Here is a 17,810-nt window from a genome sequence, read left to right as displayed (position 1 = left end):
GCTCGTCGGTGCGCTGATCGCCGCTGCCGGGCTCGCACTCGTGATGCTGCAGGTCACGCAGCGCCGCCGCGCGCCGGCCGCCGCGAACTCGTAAAGGGCAACGCCCGGACGGCCGGGAACCTGCCGCACGCATTCTTACGGCCGCGCCATGCGGCCGTTGTCATTTCCGGCGTGTGCCTCGGTTCCGACGGCTCGGTCAGCGCCCGGCGGCAAACCCGCCGAAAAACGCGCGCGCGTTCGCCTCGAGACTCGCGAGGTGATAACCGCCCTCCTGCACGATCGCCGTCGGCAACCCGAGCGCGCCGATCGCGCCGCCGAGCCGCCCGAACCCGTCGGTCGTGACGGCAACCTGCGATTGCGGATCGTCCTTGTAGATGTCGAAACCGAGCGCGAGCACGAGCGCATCGGGCTGAAACCGCGCGAGTGCACGCAACGCGTCGTCGAGCCGCTCGAAGAATGCCGACTCCGGCGCGCCGTGCGGCATCGGCAGGTTGAGGTTGAAGCCGTCGCCGGCGCCCGCCCCCGTCTCTTCCTCGTAGCCCGCGACGACCGGGTAGAAGTTGGTCGGGTCGCCGTGAATCGACACGTACAGCACATCGTCGCGGCCGTAGAAAATCTCCTGCACGCCCTGCCCGTGATGCATGTCGGTATCGAGGATCGCGACGCGGCGATGGCGGCCCAGCAGCGCCTGCGCGGCGATCGCCGCATTGTTCAGGTAGCAGAAGCCGCCGGCCGCATCGCGCCGCGCATGATGGCCGGGCGGGCGGCACAGCGCATAGGCTTCGCGGGCGCCGTCGTTGACGTCGGCCGCGGCCGCCAGCGCGCCCTGCGCGGACCAGTACGCCGCGCGCCACGTGTTCGCGCCCACCGGACAACTGCCGTCGGCGAGATAGCGCGCGGCTTTCGCGAGCACGCCGCGCAGCGGATTCGGGTCGCGCACGAACACGTTCGACATCACTTCGTCACCCCAGTCGTCGGGCATCTGCTTCCAGTCGCGGTGCGCGTCCTCGAGAAAGCGCAGGTAGTTCATGTCGTGCACGGCCGCGAGCGGTGCGGTGCCGCGATCGGCCGGCTCGCGCACGTCGAAGTCGAGCGACCGGACGGCCGCGACGAGCCGTGCCGCGCGTTCGGGCACCTCCTGCGGTTCGCGCATCTGGCCGCGCGACAGGTAGCTGCGCGGATGGTGCAGCAGTTGTTCGGGATGGAAATAGGTTTTCATGATGGTCCTCGTCGATTCGCCGGATCAGGCGCCGTGCGCGACAGCCGCCGCGTCGACGCGCGCCGCGATGCCCGCGCGTGCCAGCACCGCATGGAGCAGCACGTTCGTGCCGCGCGTCACGTCGTCGGGCAACGCATCCTCGGCTTCGTTGTGCGACAGGCCGTCGACGCACGGAATGAACACCATCGCGGTCGGGAAACGGCGCGCGAGCAGGATCGCATCGTGGCCGGCGCCGCTCACGATCCGCTCGTGCGTATAGCCGAACGCGACGGCCGCCTGCGCGACCAGCCCGACGCAATCGCGGTCGAACGGCGTCGCCGGGCTGCGCCAGCAGGTGTCGATCGCCACCTGCACGCCGCGCGCGGCGGCGATGCGTGCGCAGGCGTCGCGCAGGTCGCGCTCCATCGCATCGACTTCGGCATCGTCGTGATGACGCAGGTCGACCGTGAACGTCAGGTCGCCGGCAATCGTGTTGCGCGACGCGTTGCGAATGCCGACCTGCCCGATCGTCGCGAGCCCGCGCGGCGCGTAGCCGGCGACGATTCGTTCGAGTTCGAGCGCGATCTGCGCGCTCGCGAAATACGCGTCCTTGCGATACGGCATCGGCGTCGTGCCCGCATGCGCGGCCACGCCGGTCACCGTCACGTCGAGCCAGCGGATCGCCTGGCCGCCCGTGACGATGCCGATCGTCGTGCCGTTCGCGTCGAGCACGGGCCCCTGTTCGATATGCGCCTCGAAATACGCGTCGACCGCGCCGCCCGTTGCTCGCGTGCCGCGGTAGCCGCACGCGTCGAGCGCCGCGCCGAGCGTGATGCCGTCGGCGTCCTGCTTCGCGAGCGCGTTGTCGAGCGGCAACGCGCCCGTGAACACGGCCGAGCCGAGCATCGCCGGCGCGAAGCGTGCGCCCTCCTCGTTGGTCCAGGACACGATCTCGAGCGGCTTGTCGGTCGCGATGCCCGCGTCGTTCAGCGTGCGCACGAGTTCGAGCGCGGCGAGCACGCCATAGACGCCGTCGAAGCGGCCGCCTTCGGGCTGCGTGTCGAGATGGCTGCCGATCAGCACAGGCGCTGCCTGCGCATCGGCGCCGTCGCGCCGCGCGAACAGGTTGCCGACCGCATCGACGCTCACCGTCATTCCCGCGTCGCGGCACCATTGCGCGAACAGGTCGCGCCCGCGCCGGTCGTCATCGGTGAGCGCGAGGCGCCGCACGCCGCCGCGCGGGGTCGCGCCGACGCGCGCCATGTCGGTCAGGCTCTGCCACAGGCGGGCGCCGTCGATTTCCAGCAGGTCTTTCATATGCATTCCGGATCGATTCGTTCGTTGAAGGTCAGTGCGAGCCGAGCGCTTCGGCGGCGGCCGGCCGCGCGGCGCGGCGCGCATCGAGCGCGACGATGCAGAGCAGCGAAATACCGGCGAGACACGTGTAGAACACCGCCAGCGGCCACCACTGGCCCGTGAAGCGATGTGCGAGCCACGTGCCGACGAGCGGCGTCAGGCCGCCCGCGATCGCGCCGCAAATCTGGTAAGCGAGCGAGATCGCCGAATAGCGCACGTGCGCGGGAAACACGTCGCTGACGAAGCCCGCGATCACCGAATAGAAGCCGGCCATGCACACCACGGCGAGCGCGATGCCGGCGATCAGCGACGCGGACGTGCCGCCCTGCACGAGCATGAACATCGGATACGGCGACAGCATCGCGAGCAGCGCCGCGAGCTTGAGGAAGCGCGCGCCGCCGATACGTTCGGCGATCCAGGCGGCGAGCGGCTGCGCGAAGAACTGGATGATCGCGACCGCGAACAGGCTGTCGAGGATCAGCGAACGCGAGACGCCGACGTACTGCGTCGTGTACGCGATCATGAACGTGTTCGTGAAATAGACGCCCGCGATGCCGATCGTGTTCGCGCCGATACAGAGCAGCACGAGCCCCGACGCCGAACGGAACACTTCCGCGACCGGCAGCTTCACCGTGCGGTTGGCTTCCTTCACCCGCGCGAATTCCGGCGACTCGTTCACGCCGAGCCGGATCAGGATGCCGACCACGAGCAGCACCGCACTCGCGAGAAACGGCAGGCGCCAGCCCCACGCGAGGAAATCGGCCTTGTCCATCGACGTGACCGCGCGGAACGCGATCAGCGACAGGATCAGCCCGGCCGGGCTGCCGAGCTGCGCGAACGACGCGAAAAACGTGCGGCGCCCCTGCGGCGCATGCTCGCCCGCCATCAGCACCGCGCCGCCCCATTCGCCGCCCACCGCGATGCCCTGCACGACGCGCAGCGCGACGAGCAGCACCGGCGCCAGGATGCCGACCTTCGAATAAGCGGGCAGCAGCCCGACGCACACGGTCGCGACGCCCATCATCATCAACGTCGTCATCAGCGCCTTCTTGCGGCCGATGCGGTCGCCGAGATGGCCGAAGATCACGCCGCCGAGCGGACGCGCGAAGAAGCCGACCGCGAACGTCGCGAACGACGCCATCGTGCTGACGAACGGGTCGTGCGACGGAAAATAGAGTTCGCCGAACACGAGCGCGGCGGCGGTCGCGTAGATGTAGAAGTCGTACCACTCGATCATCGTGCCGATGAACGCGGCCGTCGCGGCGCGTGCCGGCTGGCGGGCGGAAGGAAGGGACTGAGTCATGCGGGCTCCTGACGCGCGCCGCGGCGGGGCAGCACGCAATATCGTGACGGCGGCCGTCTGTCGCGGCCTCGCGCCGCACGCTGCGGCGCCCCTCCTTTATCGGTGGCCGCAAATCATTAGTCAAATTTCAAGTTATTATTCACGATATAAATTCAACTAATGTCTGATCACTGCTGCCCGGACACCCGATGCGCCCCGATCTCGCCCCGTTCCTGAACGACCGCCTCGACTGGAATCTGCTCCGCACCTACCTGGTGATCATGCAGGAGCGCAGCGTGAGCCGCGCGGCCGCCCGCCTGCACGTCACGCAGCCGGCCGTGAGCCAGGCATTGCGGCGGCTCGAGGAGACGCTCGAGCGCCGGCTGATCGAGCGGCGCGGCGCGCACTTCGCGCCGACGCCGGCCGGCGAAGCCGTGTACCGGATCGCGAGCGACATCTACGGCGGCATCTCGCGCCTCGAAACCGAAATCGACGACAGCACGGCCGACCTGACCGGCTCGATCCGGCTGCTGACGGTGAGCCGCATCAAATCGCCCGTCTACGACGAGTTCCTCGCGGATTTCCACCGCGCATATCCGCGTATCGATCTGCAGATCGAAGTGATGCGCTCGTCCGACATCCTCTCCTCGCTGCTGCAGAAGACGGCCACGGCCGGGCTCGGCCTGTGCCGCACGCCGCACGACAAGCTGGAGATGCGCTGCTTCCTGCGCCAACGCTATGCGATCTACTGCGGCCGCCATCACCGGCTGTTCGGGCAAACGCAGTTGCGGATGGACGATCTGCTCGCGGAGAATTTCGTGTCGTTCACGAGCGACCAGATCGGCGACAGCCTGTCGCCGCTCACCGTGTTTCGCGACCAGAAGGGCTTCACGGGACGCATCGTCGCGTCGTCGCCGAGCCTCGAGGAGGTGCGGCGGCTGATCTTCGCAGGCTACGGGATCGGCTGCCTGCCCGAGCACATCGTGCGCGACGACATCGCGCAGCAACGGCTGTGGCGGCTGCCGCCCGACGACGGGCTCGTCGATGTCGACGTATTCCTGCTGTGGCATCGCGACCGCAAGATGAACGCGGCCGAGCTGGCGTTTCTCGACGCGATGGAGCGCTGCATGCAACGCTATTCGCTGGCGGAGCGGTTGGGGAAATGACGGCGCGCATGCGCTCGGAGAAAACGCCGGGCGCATACGGCCCGGCGCGTCGCTCCGTGCGCATGCATCAGAAGCGATGCACGATGCCGAGTTGCACGCCGCGCGCATTCGCGCCCGAATACGCGAGCGGCAGGCCGGGGGTCGCCGCGCCGGCGAGCGTGTAGCCGGCCTGGTTGCGGTTACGCAGGTACGATAGCGCGCCGTAGAAGCTCGTGCGCTTCGACAGGTCGTATTCGTACATCAGCCCGAGTTGATCTGCGTGGTTGCCTTGCGACGACTGGTCGTGCAGGTATGCGTAACCGAGCGCGACATAGTTGGCCGGGTTGAACTGGTACTTGACCGACAGCCCGTACACACGCGAATCGATTCCGAGGTCGGCCCACTTCACCGCGGAAAAGCCGCCATACACGGTGGCCTTGCCGATCGCATATGATGCACCTGCCATGATCGTGCGATCCGTCGTGGTCGCCACGGCGTTCTTCAACCATTGTCCCGCGACGAATGCGCCGAACGGGCCGTGTTCGTAGGTCAGGTCGAACTGCTGGCTGGAGCCGGCCGAACGCACGCCGCCCGCATCGCCGAACCCGAAGTACAGCCCGCCCTGGAAACCGGCGATCTCCGGGCTCTGGTACGACAGCGTGTTGCTCGTGCGGAACGCGAACACGGTCAGGTTGTCCATGCCGGATGCCTGCGTGACTCCGCCGAATGCATCCTGCCCGCCCTGATCGTTGAATAGCGGCGAATTCTGCCGGCCCGCGCGCACCTTGCCCCACTGCCCCGCGATGCCGACCCACGCCTGCCGATTGAACAGGCTGCCGGCACTCGCGAGCGAGCCGTCATTTGGATTGAAGCCGTTTTCCAGTGCGAACTCGATCTTCTGGCCGCCGCCGATATCCTCGCCGCCCTTCAATCCGAACCGGCTACCCCACTGGCCGCCCGAGTTGATCGCGGCCGTATAGCCGTTGCCCGTGTTCACGACCTGCGCAAATTCGTCGATCACGCCGTACAGCGTGACGCCGTCCTGCGCGGACGCAGTGCCCGAACCGGCGACGCAGGCAAGCGCCACCGTGAGACGAAAACCGGCGTGCACCGGCCGCACCCGGCAGTCGATGCCGCGCGTTTCAATATGCTTAGTCATACTATTTGATAGATCGAGATTGAAACGACACCGGGCACGGCGTGAACGCCGCACCGGTATCGCGGGATAGGGAAATGTATTGACAGAGCTGGACGCGGGCTGCGCCCGACTCGGCGCTCAGGCCGGCGGCGTGCCGGCCCGATGCGCGAGACGCGTGGTCAGTGGTGAACTTCGCCGCGTTCGAGCGGCAGGATCAGGCGCTCGGGAATACTGCGTCTCGACGCGCGCGCGCCGACGTAATACAGCACGGCCGGCACGACGAGGCCGAGGATCCACGAGATATCGGTGCCGCCGAGCGCATCGACGAGCGGCCCCGTGTAGAGGTGCGTCGACATGAACGGCAGTTGCACGAGGATGCCGACCACGTAGATCGCGATCGCCATCACGTTCCAGCGGCCGTAGCGGCCATCCGGATCGGACAACGCCGGCACGTCGTAGCGCGAACGCGTGAAGCAGTAGTAATCGACCAGGTTGATCGCGCTCCACGGCGTGAAGAACGCGAGCAGGAACAGGATGAACGCGGTGAATTCCTTCAGGAACGAATGACGGCCCGCGAGCGCGATCAGCGTCGACACGCAGATCATCCCGAAGATGTACACGAGGCGGCTCTTCGACGATACCGCGCCCTTGCCGCGAAAGCCGCTGACGATCGTCGCCATCGACATGAAGCTGCCGTACGCGTTGAGCGCCGTCACCGTCACCTTGCCGAACGCGATGCTGAAATACAGCAGCGCGGCCACGGCGCCCGTCGAGCCCAGGCCGACGATGTACGACACTTCGTGGTGCGCGAACTGGCTGCCGGCCAGCGCGGCCGCGAACACGCCGAACACCATCGCCGCCTGCGCGCCGATCACCGAGCCGAGGCCGACCGCGAGAAACGTCGCGACCGACGACGTCGAGCGCGGCAGGTAGCGCGAATAGTCGGCCACGTACGGGCCGAATGCGATCTGCCACGACGCGGACAACGACATCGCGAGCAGGAAGCTCGCCAGCGAGAAATGCCGGTTCGCGAGCAGCGCGCCGATGTCGTGGTTCGCGAACAGTTGCGCGAACATGTAGACGAACGCGACGATGCCGACCACGCTCGCGATCCGGCCGACGAAGTGGATCGCGCGATAGCCGAACACGGTCAGCACGACGATCACGGCCGCGAACAGCAGGATGCCGGCCGCGTCGTCGACGTGCAGCAGTTGCGCGACGGCCTGCCCGGCCAGCACCGAGCCGCTCGCGGAAAAGCCGATGTACATCAGGCACACCAGCACGATCGGGATCATCGCGCCGTACACGCCGAACTGCACGCGGCTCGAGATCATCTGCGGCAACCCGAGCTGCGGCCCCTGCGCGCCGTGCAGCGCCATCACCGCGCCGCCGACGAGCTGACCGAGCAGCAGCGCGACCAGCGACCAGAACACGTCGCCGCCGAGCACGACCGCCAGCGCCCCGGTGACGATGGCCGTGATCTGCATGTTGGCCGACAGCCACAGCGTGAACTGGCTCAGCAGGCCGCCGTGGCGCTCGGCGTCGGGAATGAAGTCGATCGAGCGTACCTCGATCAGTCCGCCGGCTTTTCCACTGGAATTCGTTGACACGGGTCAATCTCCAAAATACTCAGGACCACACATGGTTTGAACGGGACAGCAAACTGCGAGCCGCCCTTTCGGCGCTGCGGATGCGGGGCGCCGTGGATCGCCGGCATGCGCCACGCACGCACGGTCTGCACGCTGGCGCGCAACCGGCACGACGTGTGCCGACATTGCCAGCGGATGATGTTGTATATACAACTTGGGAGATATCGGTGATTACCCGGTATCGATCGGTTTTCGAAATCGTCCGAGCAATCGCGGCACGCTCGCGCAGTTTTGCCTCGAGCCGGATGTAGGAAAAATGAAAGTCAGGTCGGTGGGGGGGCCGAGCAGGCGCGACCGTCATGGGGTCGGCGGGAGGAAGTTCAGCAGCTGTCGCGCGGCCTCGATGTCGTGTCCGTGCAGCCAGTCGTCGGCGTTGTCGCGACGCAGAGCCACGACGTCGTACCCCGGACCCCACATGCGATCAACCGCGCGGCCCGACCTGAAACGTGAGAATTTCGTCTCCCTCCTCGTCCAGCTTCCCGGTCGGCGTCCAGCCGAGGTGACGATAGAACCCGTACGAGCGCGACGCGGGATCGGTCGAGCAGCCGAGAAACAGCGACGTGACGCCGTGCGCCGCGAAATCGTCGATCACGCACCGCAGCAGCCGCTTGCCGATCCCCGTCCCTTCGTACTCGGGCAAAATCGCGAGCACGACGATTTCGCCCGAACCGGTGTCGCCGAAGCAGTAGCCGACCATGTGTGCGGGCGCACAGCAGACATGGCCTGCGAACACGCCGTCGCGGATACCGTCGTCCCAGCTTTCAACGGTGATGCCGAGCGCGCGCAACTGCGCTTCGGTGAACGCGTTTTCGCGTGTGCGCGCACGCAGTGCGATGCAGTCGGCCGCGTCGCCGGGAACGGCCTTGCGCCAGATCAGTTCATCCATCGATCGGGTGTTCCTTTTTCTGCCGCCGGCGCGACGCATACAGGCAGATCAGTTCCAGTGCGATCGTCGCACCGGCCAGCGAGGTGATTTCCGCGTGATCGTACGGCGGCGACACTTCGACCACGTCCATGCCGACCAGGTTGATCCCGTCGAGGTGGCGCAGGATCTCGAACGCCTGATGGCTCGACAGTCCGCCCGACACCGGCGTCCCGGTGCCCGGCGCGAACGCCGGATCGAGACAGTCGATGTCGAACGTCAGGTACACCGGATGATCGCCGACTCGCTCGCGAATGCGCGCGGCGACCGCGGCGGGCGTCGACGCATGCACCTGACGCGCATCCTGGATGTCGAAGCCCATCGGTTCGTCGTTGGTCGTGCGGATGCCGATCTGGGCCGATCGTCCGGGCACGACCCACCCTTCCCGCGCCGCGTGATAGAACATCGTCCCGTGATCGATGCGCTTCACGTCGCGGTCGGGCCACGTGTCGGTATGCGCGTCGAAATGCACGAGCGACAGCGGCCCGTGCACCTTCGCATGCGCCTTCAGCAGCGGATACGTGATGAAATGATCGCCGCCGAGCGTCAGCATCGCGCAGCCGCGCGCGAGGATCGCATCGGCATGCCGCTCGATCGCGCCCGGCACCGATTCGGGCTGCCCGAGATCGAACGCGCAGTCGCCGTAATCGACCGCCGCCAGCACGTCGAACGGATCGAACGACCACGGCCACGGACGCGCCCACGCGATGCCCGTCGACGCGGTCCGCAACCCGCGCGGGCCGAAGCGCGTGCCGGGCCGGTGCGACGCGGCGGAATCGAACGGCACGCCGGTGATCGCGAGGTCGACGCCGTCCAGATCGCGGCTGAAACGCCGGCGCATGAAGCTCGTCGCGCCCGCGAAACTGGGTTCGGCCTGGGTGCCGTAGAGGCTGTCGCGGGTGAACGCGAAATCGTTCTGGCTCATCGTCGGAGTCCGGTCTGAAGGGGGCACGGCCGCGCGGCTGGCGACCTCGAGCCGGATTCTGCCGCGCCCGCATGCAACGAAAAATATGAACTAACATAAACCGACTTCACAAAATGCGATGTATCGCCATGCTGACCCGACTCAGAGACATGGATTTGCAGTTGCTGCGGCTCTTTCTGACGATCGTCGAAAGCGGCGGCTTCAGTGCCGCGCAGGGCACGCTCGGCATGGCGCCGTCGACGATCAGCACGCAGATGGCCAAGCTCGAGACGCGGCTCGGGTTCCGGCTGTGCGACCGTGGCAAAGGCGGGTTCCGGCTGACGCCGAAGGGCGAACGCGTGCTGCAGTCGACGCGCCGCCTGCTGCACGCGATGGACGTGTTCACGCGCGACACGCAGCACATCTCGGGCACGTTGCTCGGCGAATTGCGCATCGGCCTGTCCGAGCGGATCTCGCCCGACGTCGTCGAATCGATCGCGGCGGCCGTCAGCCGCTTTCGCGAGCGCGCGCCGGATGTGCTGATCGAAATGATCGCGTTGCCGCCCGACGAGCTGGAGCGCCGGCTGCTGAAAGGCGAACTGCAGCTCGCGATCGGCTATTTCTCCGGCCACCAGGCCGGCCTGCACTACGCGCCGCTGTTCGTCGAGCACCAGTCGCTGCATTGCGGCGCCCGCCATCCGCTGTTCGCGAAGAAAGCCGTGTCGGTCGACGACATCTCACGCGCGAGCAACGTCGCGCGGCTCTACAAGACGAACACGTCGGGAGCGGCGCTGCGCAATGCACGGCCGACCGCGTTTTCGGAAAACGTCGATGCCGACGTGATCTTCATCCTGTCGGGCGCGCATGTCGGCTTCCTGCCCGACCACGTCGCGGCACCGTGGATCGCCGCCGGGAAGATGCGCCGGCTGCTCGCGAGCAAGCTGAGCCACACGGTGGCATTTCAGCTCGCGACACCGAGGAATTCCGACGGCAGCGAAGCGCTGGATGCGTTCACGGCCGCGCTCGCCGAGCAGTTCGGCGCGCTCGTCGGAAACGCAGACGAATAGTCGGCCGGGCGCGCCGCCCGCGCCGCGTCAGACGAGCCGGTCGGATGCGACGACCTGCACGCCCGGCCGTGCGTCGATCGCCGCGTCGAGCAACGCGCGCGCAATCCGCGGCGCGGGATTCACGCGCCACTTCGCCGGGAGCACCGGCGCGACGGCGCTCAGCGCGAACACGAACAGCCGCTCGCCGAACCGGAACTCGTCGCGGCTGCCGCCGATCAGGCCCGGTCGCACGTACGTGAGCGAATCGAAACCGACGCCGGCGAGCGCCTGCTCGACTTCGCCCTTCACGCGGTTGTAAAAGATGCGCGACCCGGCATCGGCGCCGAGCGCGGAATTCAGCACGTAGGCCGGCGTGCCGTGCCGGTGCGCGAGCCGCGCGACCGCGAGCGGATAGTCGTGATCGACGCGCCGAAAGGCCGCCTGCGAACCGGCGGCCCGCATCGTGGTGCCGAGCGTGCAGATCACCGCATCCGCGTGCCACCAGTCCGCCGTGTCGGGCAAATGGTCGAAATCGACTTCCAGCGCGCGCATCTTCGGATGCGGCGACAACGGCCGGCGCGCGAGGACGATCACCTGATCGACCCGCGCGTCGGCGAGCGCAACTTCGAGGACGTGGCGCCCGACGAGTCCGGTCGCGCCGACGAGCAGCAGTTTCATGTCCGGTTTTCCGTGTGCAGCCTGCGTTGGCGGGCCCGAGGCGGCCCGGTTTCCGGCTACCGACATGATCGTCGGCTGACGCGGCGGCGACAACCCTCCCCTCGTCTCGAAAAATTACGAGCCTGTCAGGTGCGGTCCCGGGCGATTGAACCCGTCCCGGCCAGCGCTGCTGCTGCGCGCGTTCCCGACCCGGCGCGCGAGCACGGGCAAACCCGATCGGATCGGTTTCGGGACCGGCACGAACGGATACCGGATGAACAACATGAAATACGTCAGACGCCGCAAGCGCTGCCGATGCATGCGTGACGCACCGGCAGCAGCGCTCCGTCAAGCCCGCACGTCAGACATGCAGCGCGTGTCCGAGCGCGCGCAACGCGGCTTCCTGCAGCGCTTCGCCGAGCGTCGGATGCGCGTGGATCGTGCCGCCGATGTCTTCCAGCCGCGCGCCCATCTCCAGCGACTGCGAAAACGCCGCGGCCAGCTCCGACACCCCGCGCCCGACCGCCTGCCAGCCGACGATCAGATGATTGTCGCGCCGCGCGACGACGCGCACGAATCCGTCGGTCGCCTGCAACGTCATCGCCCGCCCGTTCGCGGCGAACGGAAACGACGCGCTCAGGCAATCGACGCCGGCCGCATGTGCATCGTCCGGCGACCAGCCGGCCGTCACGATCTCGGGATCGGTGAAGCACACGGCTGGAATCGACGCGGGCGTGAACTGGCGACGCCGGCCGGCGATCAGCTCGGCCACCATCTCGCCTTGCGCCATCGCGCGATGCGCGAGCATCGGCTCGCCCGCGACGTCGCCGATCGCCCACACGTTGCGCATCGACGTCCGGCAGGCGTCGTCGATCCGCAGCGCGCGGCCATTGCGATCGAGCATCAGCGTCTCGAGCCCGAATCCGTCGACGCGCGGCCTGCGGCCGACGGCAACCAGCACGCGATCGGCCGGCAGCGTCTGCTCGGCGCCGTCAGCCGCCCGCACGCGCACCGCGCCGTGCTCGTCCAGCCCGAGCACGGTGTGGCCGAGCCACAGCCGCACGCCGAGGCGCGCGAGCGAATCGGCCACCGGCCGCACGAGTTCGGCATCGTACGCAGGCAGCACGCGCTCGGCCGCCTCGACGACGCTGACGTCGACGCCGAGCTTGCGATAGACGATCCCGAGTTCGAGCCCGATATAGCCGGCCCCGACGACAACCAGCCGCTTCGGCAGCGTCGCAGGCGACAGCGCGTCGGTGGACGACACGACGTGCCCGCCGAACGGCATCGACGGCAGTTCGACCGGCTCGGAACCGGTCGCGAGCAACAGGTGCTCGCAACCGATCCGCACCGCATGGCCGCCGCTGACGACCTCGACGGTCTTGCCGTCGATCACGCGCGCTTCGCCGTGCAGCACGCGCGCGCCGTTCTTCTTGAGCAGCGCGCCGACGCCGCGCGTCAGCCGGTCGACGATGCCGTCCTTCCACGCGACGCTTTTCGCGATGTCGATCTCCGGCGTGCGCACGCGGATGCCGAGCGCCGCTTCACCGGCATGGCCGCACGCCTGCTCGAACGCGTCGGCCACGTGGATCAGCGCCTTCGACGGAATGCAGCCGATGTTCAGGCAGGTGCCGCCGAGCCGGTCGCGTTCGACGAGCACGGTCGGAATGCCGAGCTGGCCGGCCCGGATCGCGGCGACGTAGCCGCCCGGGCCGCCGCCGATGACGAGCAGTGTGGTGTGTTCGTTCTTCATCGGCTCACTCCACGAACAGCAGTGCCGGGCATTCGAGCACAGCGCGCACGGCCTGGATGAATTCGGCCGCGTCCGCGCCGTCGACGACGCGATGGTCGAACGACGACGACAGGTTCATCATCTTGCGCGCGACGACCGCGCCGTCGCGGATCATCGGCCGCTCGACGATCCGGTTCACGCCGACGATGCCGACCTCCGGATGATTGATCACCGGCGTCGACACGATGCCGCCGAGGGCGCCGAGGCTCGAGATCGTGATCGTCGAGCCGCTCAGCTCGTCGCGCTGCGCGCGGTTCGCACGCACCGCATCGGCGAGCCGCGCGATTTCCGCCGAGATCGACCACACGTCGCGCGCTTCCGCATGACGCAGCACGGGCACCGTGAGGCCGCCGTCCGTCTGCGTCGCGACGCCCATGTGCACCGCGCCGTAGCGCGTGACGACGCCCGCTTCGTCGTCGAAACGCGCGTTGATCTGCGGGAAGTCGCGCAGCGCGATCACCATCGCGCGGATCAGCAGCGGCAGCGGCGTGAGCTTGCCGCGCGTGTCGCCGTGGCGGCGGTTCAGTTCCGTGCGCAACGATTCGAGCTCGGTGACGTCGATTTCCTCGACGTAGCTGAAGTGCGGGATGCGGCGCTTCGCTTCCTGCATCTTGCGCGCGATCGCGCGCCGCAGGCCGATCACCGGCACCTCGGTTTCGTCGTGGCGCTCGTCGTAGCCGCGCGGCTGCGATGCGTGCGAAGTGCTGCCGCCGGTCCGCGCATACGCATCGAGATCCGCATGCAAGATCCTCCCTGCTTCGCCGGTGCCGCGCACATAGCGCAACTCGATACCCATGTCCCACGCGCGCTGACGCACGGCAGGCGACGCGAGCGGCCGTTCGCCCGGCGCGAGCGCCGCGCGCGGCGGCGCGGCCGGTTCCTCGCGACGCGGTTTCGCCGGGGCCCGGGGCGCCGCGGGCTGCGCAGGCGGCTCGACCGATGTGTCGGCCGCCGGCTTCGACGGCGCCGGCGCCTCGACCGGTGCGGTTGCTACCTTCGTTTCCCGCACCGGTGCCGAGGCCTTCAGGTTGCCGTCGCCTTCGACTTCCAGCCGAATCAGCTCGCTGCCCACCGCCATCATCTCGCCGATCCGGCCGCCCAGCTCGATCACCTTGCCCGTCACCGGCGACGGAATCTCGACCGCCGCCTTGTCGGTCATCACGTCGGCGAGCGGCTGGTCTTCCTTGATCGTCTGCCCGACTTCCACATGCCAGGCCACCAGCTCGACCTCGGCGATCCCTTCGCCGATATCCGGCATCTTGATGACATGAATCCCCATCTCACGCCTCCATCACGCGTCGCAACGCTTCACCGACCCGGGTCGGCCCCGGAAAGTACGCCCATTCCTGCGCATGCGGATACGGGGTGTCCCAACCCGTCGTGCGCTCGACCGGCGCTTCGAGGTGGTAGAAGCAGTGTTCCTGCACCAGCGATACGAGCTCCGCGCCATAGCCGCAGGTGCGCGTCGCCTCGTGCACCACGACGCAGCGCCCGGTCTTGCGCACCGACGCGACGATCGTGTCGAGATCGAGCGGCCACAGCGTACGCAGGTCGATCACTTCCGCGTCGATGCCCGTCTCCTCGGCGGCGGCCAGCGACACGTGCACCGTCGTGCCATATGTGAGCACCGTCACGTCGTTGCCGGGCCGCACGACGGCGGCCGTATCGAGCGGCACCGTGTAGTAGCCTTCCGGCACCGCGCTCGCCGGATGCTTGAGCCACGACGTGACCGGCCGTTCGTGATGGCCATCGAACGGCCCGTTGTACAGCCGTTTCGGTTCGAGGAAGATCACCGGATCGTCGTTCTCGATCGACGCGATCAGGAGCCCTTTCGCGTCGTACGGATTCGACGGCATCACCGTGCGCAGCCCGCACACCTGCGTGAACATCGCCTCCGGGCTCTGGCTGTGCGTCTGCCCGCCGTAGATGCCGCCGCCGCACGGCATCCGGATCGTCATCGGCGCGGTGAACTGGCCGGCCGAGCGATAGCGCAGCCGCGCGCCTTCCGATACGATCTGGTCGGATGCCGGATAGAAATAGTCGGCGAACTGGATCTCGCACACGGGCCGCAACCCGTAGGCGCCCATCCCGACCGCCGCACCGACGATCCCGCCTTCCGAGATCGGCGCATCGAACACGCGCGACTTGCCGTACTTGTTCTGCAGTCCTTCGGTACAGCGGAATACGCCGCCGAAATAGCCGACGTCCTGCCCGAACACGACTACGTCGCTGTCGCGCCCGAGCATCACGTCCATCGCGGAGCGCAACGCCTGGATCATCGTCATCGGCTGCGTCGCCGTCTCTGTCTCGTGTTGCGCCATGATCACGCTCCCAGTTCCTGGCGCTGACGGCGCAGGTGCGCGGGCAGCTCCTTGTACACGTCGTCGAACATCGAGGCCGGCGACGGAATCCGGTCGTCGGCCAGCGTCCCGTACTTCTCCGCTTCCTTCTGCGCGGCGATCACCTCGGCCTCGAGCTCGGCCGTCAATGCGTCGTGCGCGCTGTCCGACCAGATGCCCTTCACGATCAGGTGGCGCTTGAAGCGCTCGATCGGGTCGCCCAGCGGGAAGTGGGACCAGTCGTCGCTCGGCCGGTACTTGGTCGGATCGTCCGACGTCGAATGCGCACCCGCGCGGTAGGTCACCCACTCGATCAGCGTCGGGCCGAGATTGCGGCGCGCACGCTCGGCCGCCCAGCTCGACGCCGCGTAGATCGCGAGGAAGTCGTTGCCGTCGACGCGCAGCGACGCGATCCCGCAACCGACGCCGCGCCCGGCGAAGGTCGTGCCCTCGCCGCCCGCGATCGCCTGGAACGTCGAGATCGCCCACTGGTTGTTGACCACGTTCAGCACGACCGGTGCGCGGTACACATGCGCGAACGTGAGCGCGGTGTGGAAATCGGCTTCGGCCGTCGCGCCGTCGCCGATCCATGCGGATGCGATCTTCGTGTCGCCCTTGATCGCCGACGCCATCGCCCAGCCGACCGCCTGGATGAACTGCGTCGCGAGGTTGCCGGAAATCGAGAAGAAGCCGGCTTCGCGGTCCGAGTACATCACCGGGAGCTGGCGGCCCTTCAGCGGATCGCCTTCGTTCGACATCAGCTGGCAGATCATCCGCTCGAGCGGCACGTCGCGCGCGATCAGGATGCTCTGCTGCCGGTAGGTCGGAAAGCACATGTCGCCGTCGCGCAGCGCCATCGCGTGCGCGGTGCCGATCGCCTCTTCGCCGAGGCTCAACATGTAGAAGGAGATTTTCTTCTGACGCTGCGCGATCATCATGCGCGCGTCGAAAATGCGGGTCTTGAGCATCGCGCGCAGCCCGGCGATCAGCCGCGCATCGTCGAGATCGGGGGCCCACGGGCCGACGGCCTTGCCGTTGTCGTCGAGCACGCGCACGAGGCTGCGGGCGAGATCGGCGGTGTCCGCCGCGGCAACGTCGATCGGTGGGCGGCGCACGGCGCCGGCCGGCGATAGATGCAGATAGGAAAAGTCCGTCTTGCAGCCCGGGCGCCCGGTGGGCTCCGGCACATGCAGACGCAATGGCTCTGACAGGCTCATCGTGTCGTCTCCACGCTCGATTGTGTCTCACGCTGTTTGGGAACGCGCGGGCCGGTTGCCGGCCTGCGCGCGAGCTGACGCGCGGATAAGCACGTCAACCTTGGAAATTTATGCCTCGCAGCGGCGGGCGTCGATGCCCAAGCCGCTCGTTCGTGATGAGCAGATTTGCCATGGTGGATCGCGGCGGCGGCACGTGCGTGCGGCGGTCGGCTTTAGCGACGGACGGGTTTGCTGCAGCGCATCGTCGTTGGGCGGGCGGCAGCGAGCGGGCATCAAGGAACGGACGGATCGGCGTCGTCCCGATCATGTGAGGGTACGAAGCAAAAGACCCCGTGAAATCCTGGATTTCAGCGGGGTCTTTCGTCGGGTGCGGGCGCTCGTGCGCCTGCTTGCCGGCTTACTGCGGCGCTCGATCGATCACGCGTCGGGACGGAACAGGTCGAAGCGGCTGTCGGGCGTCACGTGCACATAGGCCGACGGGCCGCCCGCACGAAGAATGATGCCCGCGCCGAACGTGTCGAAAATGCCGTCCTTCAGCAGGTCATGGCGGATATGGACCGCGATGACCTCGCCCAGCACCAGCGTGGCCGGCGTCTCGACGCCGTGATGATCGCGCAGCCGGATCACGTCGGTTACCTTGCATTCGAAGTTCACACCGCTTTCCGCGACGCGCGGCACGTCGACGAGGCGCGACGGCACGGCGGTCAAGCCGCCGAGTTCGAATTCGTTCACGTCGTACGGCACGGCGGCGCAGGTCTGGTTCATCCGCTCGGCGAGATCGCGCGTCGCGAGGTTCCACACGAACTCGCCGGTTTCCCGCACGTTGCGCAGGCTGTCCTTCGCGGCGGTGCTCGAAAAGCCGATGATCGGCGGGCGATAGTTGAACGCGTTGAAGAAGCTGTACGGCGCGAGGTTCAGCGTGCCGTCGCTGCCGCGGGATGAAATCCAGCCGATCGGGCGCGGGCCGATGATCGCGTTCAGCGGGTCGTGCGGCAGGCCGTGGCCTTGCGACGGTTCGTAATAGTGATGGGTCGAGTCGGTCATGACGGGTGGTGTTGCGAGAGGCGAACGATGAGGGAAGCGGTCGGCGGGACGCGTTCGCCGGTGGCGACGCAGGCGTCCGGTGCGACGTGCGTGCCAGTATCACATGGCGCCGTTTTCGGTG

Annotated in this window: 15 protein-coding genes; 2 read left to right on the top strand and 13 right to left on the bottom strand. The window is 67.8% G+C overall.

What is annotated here, in order from left to right; all coding sequences use genetic code 11:
* Positions 1-196: 196 nt before the first annotated feature.
* From H3O04_RS24550 to H3O04_RS24540, 3 genes are read right to left on the bottom strand one after another with little or no spacing between them, the layout of a single operon-like run.
* Positions 197-1,219 carry a histone deacetylase family protein gene (locus tag H3O04_RS24550; RefSeq protein WP_202588618.1) on the bottom strand — a complete coding sequence of 341 codons (1,023 nt, stop codon included), beginning with the start codon at positions 1,217-1,219 and terminating at the stop codon, positions 197-199.
* Between the two features lie 24 nt (positions 1,220-1,243).
* Positions 1,244-2,515, bottom strand: a complete 1,272-nt coding sequence (locus tag H3O04_RS24545; protein WP_202588617.1) for a Zn-dependent hydrolase — start codon at positions 2,513-2,515, stop codon at positions 1,244-1,246.
* Positions 2,516-2,546: 31 nt separating this feature from the next.
* Positions 2,547-3,857: an MFS transporter gene (locus tag H3O04_RS24540; RefSeq protein ID WP_124478166.1), complete on the bottom strand. Its 1,311-nt coding sequence runs from the start codon at positions 3,855-3,857 to the stop codon at positions 2,547-2,549.
* A gap of 188 nt (positions 3,858-4,045) precedes the next feature.
* On the opposite strand from H3O04_RS24540, the gene H3O04_RS24535 reads away from it, so the two are divergent.
* Positions 4,046-5,002 (top strand): LysR family transcriptional regulator, encoded by a 957-nt coding sequence (locus tag H3O04_RS24535; protein WP_202588616.1) that lies wholly within the window; start codon positions 4,046-4,048, stop codon positions 5,000-5,002.
* Positions 5,003-5,069: 67 nt separating this feature from the next.
* Here H3O04_RS24535 and H3O04_RS24530 read toward each other — a convergent pair whose 3' ends face one another.
* The 4 genes from H3O04_RS24530 to speB form a co-directional block, all read right to left on the bottom strand.
* Positions 5,070-6,140 (bottom strand): porin, encoded by a 1,071-nt coding sequence (locus tag H3O04_RS24530; protein ID WP_202588615.1) that lies wholly within the window; start codon positions 6,138-6,140, stop codon positions 5,070-5,072.
* A gap of 158 nt (positions 6,141-6,298) precedes the next feature.
* Positions 6,299-7,729 (bottom strand): purine-cytosine permease family protein, encoded by a 1,431-nt coding sequence (locus H3O04_RS24525; protein WP_023477719.1) that lies wholly within the window; start codon positions 7,727-7,729, stop codon positions 6,299-6,301.
* A gap of 460 nt (positions 7,730-8,189) precedes the next feature.
* Positions 8,190-8,654: a GNAT family N-acetyltransferase gene (locus H3O04_RS24520; protein WP_202588614.1), complete on the bottom strand. Its 465-nt coding sequence runs from the start codon at positions 8,652-8,654 to the stop codon at positions 8,190-8,192.
* Entirely contained in the window at positions 8,647-9,615 is a 969-nt protein-coding gene (gene speB, locus H3O04_RS24515) for an agmatinase (protein WP_023477721.1), read from the bottom strand. The genes H3O04_RS24520 and speB overlap by 8 nt, the downstream gene beginning before the upstream one ends.
* Positions 9,616-9,743: 128 nt before the next feature.
* Here speB and H3O04_RS24510 point away from each other — a divergent pair, with 128 nt between their 5' ends.
* Positions 9,744-10,661, top strand: coding sequence for a LysR family transcriptional regulator (locus H3O04_RS24510; protein WP_078040835.1), 918 nt, complete (start codon positions 9,744-9,746; stop codon positions 10,659-10,661).
* Positions 10,662-10,688: 27 nt separating this feature from the next.
* On the opposite strand, the gene H3O04_RS24505 is transcribed toward H3O04_RS24510, so the two are convergent.
* The 6 genes from H3O04_RS24505 to H3O04_RS24480 form a co-directional block, all read right to left on the bottom strand.
* Positions 10,689-11,318 carry an NAD(P)H-binding protein gene (locus H3O04_RS24505; protein WP_078040834.1) on the bottom strand — a complete coding sequence of 210 codons (630 nt, stop codon included), beginning with the start codon at positions 11,316-11,318 and terminating at the stop codon, positions 10,689-10,691.
* A 340-nt stretch (positions 11,319-11,658) separates the two neighbouring features.
* The gene (gene lpdA, locus H3O04_RS24500) at positions 11,659-13,050 is read right to left on the bottom strand and encodes a dihydrolipoyl dehydrogenase (RefSeq protein WP_202588613.1); all 1,392 of its coding nucleotides are present in this window, start codon (positions 13,048-13,050) and stop codon (positions 11,659-11,661) included.
* A 4-nt stretch (positions 13,051-13,054) separates the two neighbouring features.
* Entirely contained in the window at positions 13,055-14,368 is a 1,314-nt protein-coding gene (locus H3O04_RS24495) for a dihydrolipoamide acetyltransferase family protein (RefSeq protein ID WP_202588612.1), read from the bottom strand.
* Between the two features lies 1 nt (position 14,369).
* On the bottom strand, positions 14,370-15,410 hold the full coding sequence (locus H3O04_RS24490) for an alpha-ketoacid dehydrogenase subunit beta (protein ID WP_027807525.1): 1,041 nt from the start codon (positions 15,408-15,410) through the stop codon (positions 14,370-14,372).
* Between the two features lie 2 nt (positions 15,411-15,412).
* Positions 15,413-16,645, bottom strand: a complete 1,233-nt coding sequence (locus H3O04_RS24485) for a 3-methyl-2-oxobutanoate dehydrogenase (2-methylpropanoyl-transferring) subunit alpha (RefSeq protein WP_006476388.1) — start codon at positions 16,643-16,645, stop codon at positions 15,413-15,415.
* A gap of 417 nt (positions 16,646-17,062) precedes the next feature.
* Positions 17,063-17,689, bottom strand: coding sequence for a flavin reductase family protein (locus tag H3O04_RS24480; RefSeq protein WP_202588611.1), 627 nt, complete (start codon positions 17,687-17,689; stop codon positions 17,063-17,065).
* Between the last annotated feature and the right edge of the window lie 121 nt (positions 17,690-17,810).

Source organism: Burkholderia sp. KCJ3K979 (assembly GCF_016759955.1).
Taxonomy (GTDB): Bacteria; Pseudomonadota; Gammaproteobacteria; order Burkholderiales; family Burkholderiaceae; genus Burkholderia; species Burkholderia orbicola.
Note: the sequence above shows the minus strand (reverse complement) of the source record. Positions and strands in the feature narration are given on the sequence as shown.

What these genes read in the sequence shown, in the direction of transcription:
- H3O04_RS24490 (WP_027807525.1), bottom strand. Translation starts at nt 15,410, where the DNA reads ATGGCGCAACACGAGACAGAGACGGCGACGCAGCCGATGACGATGATC.
- H3O04_RS24540 (WP_124478166.1), bottom strand. Translation starts at nt 3,857, where the DNA reads ATGACTCAGTCCCTTCCTTCCGCCCGCCAGCCGGCACGCGCCGCGACG.
- H3O04_RS24535 (WP_202588616.1), top strand. Translation starts at nt 4,046, where the DNA reads ATGCGCCCCGATCTCGCCCCGTTCCTGAACGACCGCCTCGACTGGAAT.
- H3O04_RS24505 (WP_078040834.1), bottom strand. Translation starts at nt 11,318, where the DNA reads ATGAAACTGCTGCTCGTCGGCGCGACCGGACTCGTCGGGCGCCACGTC.
- speB (WP_023477721.1), bottom strand. Translation starts at nt 9,615, where the DNA reads ATGAGCCAGAACGATTTCGCGTTCACCCGCGACAGCCTCTACGGCACC.
- H3O04_RS24545 (WP_202588617.1), bottom strand. Translation starts at nt 2,515, where the DNA reads ATGAAAGACCTGCTGGAAATCGACGGCGCCCGCCTGTGGCAGAGCCTG.
- H3O04_RS24520 (WP_202588614.1), bottom strand. Translation starts at nt 8,654, where the DNA reads ATGGATGAACTGATCTGGCGCAAGGCCGTTCCCGGCGACGCGGCCGAC.
- H3O04_RS24510 (WP_078040835.1), top strand. Translation starts at nt 9,744, where the DNA reads ATGCTGACCCGACTCAGAGACATGGATTTGCAGTTGCTGCGGCTCTTT.
- H3O04_RS24530 (WP_202588615.1), bottom strand. Translation starts at nt 6,140, where the DNA reads ATGACTAAGCATATTGAAACGCGCGGCATCGACTGCCGGGTGCGGCCG.
- lpdA (WP_202588613.1), bottom strand. Translation starts at nt 13,050, where the DNA reads ATGAAGAACGAACACACCACACTGCTCGTCATCGGCGGCGGCCCGGGC.
- H3O04_RS24485 (WP_006476388.1), bottom strand. Translation starts at nt 16,645, where the DNA reads ATGAGCCTGTCAGAGCCATTGCGTCTGCATGTGCCGGAGCCCACCGGG.
- H3O04_RS24550 (WP_202588618.1), bottom strand. Translation starts at nt 1,219, where the DNA reads ATGAAAACCTATTTCCATCCCGAACAACTGCTGCACCATCCGCGCAGC.
- H3O04_RS24495 (WP_202588612.1), bottom strand. Translation starts at nt 14,368, where the DNA reads ATGGGGATTCATGTCATCAAGATGCCGGATATCGGCGAAGGGATCGCC.
- H3O04_RS24480 (WP_202588611.1), bottom strand. Translation starts at nt 17,689, where the DNA reads ATGACCGACTCGACCCATCACTATTACGAACCGTCGCAAGGCCACGGC.